The organism is Dysgonomonas sp. 511 (assembly GCF_010501105.1).
Classification (GTDB): domain Bacteria; phylum Bacteroidota; class Bacteroidia; order Bacteroidales; family Dysgonomonadaceae; genus Dysgonomonas.
In genome coordinates, this window is the sequence record NZ_QVMQ01000099.1 from 1 (window position 1) to 324 (window position 324).

Below are 324 nucleotides of genomic sequence, written 5' to 3' on the forward strand. Positions count from 1 at the left end.
TACGCCCGAAATATCATATAATATTTGTTGTTACGAGAGCTTGTATATTCTATCGGTTTGAAATGCATGGGAAATATGTTAGACTTTTTGATTGGTTTGGGAGAAGAATAAACTTGTTGCAATATAAACTTTTCTTCTTTATCATCAAGCCGATAATTATAGAGAACGCCAGCACCTTCATTCCCGCGTGATTGGCTACTATTACCTCGGGTACGGTAGACATGCCCACGGCATCGCTAAACGAGACATCGACAGAGGGGTTGGTTTCGAAACTTTCCGACAGGTTGCAGCAAGCGGCGCGGTGCAGTTCCTTTGTTGTTATCT

At 42.3% G+C, this 324-nt stretch carries 1 pseudogene; it reads right to left on the reverse strand.

From position 1 onward, the window contains the following. Nucleotides 1–49: 49 nt before the first annotated feature. Nucleotides 50–324: pseudogene (locus D0T57_RS16135) on the reverse strand (hypothetical protein); the annotation flags it as partial.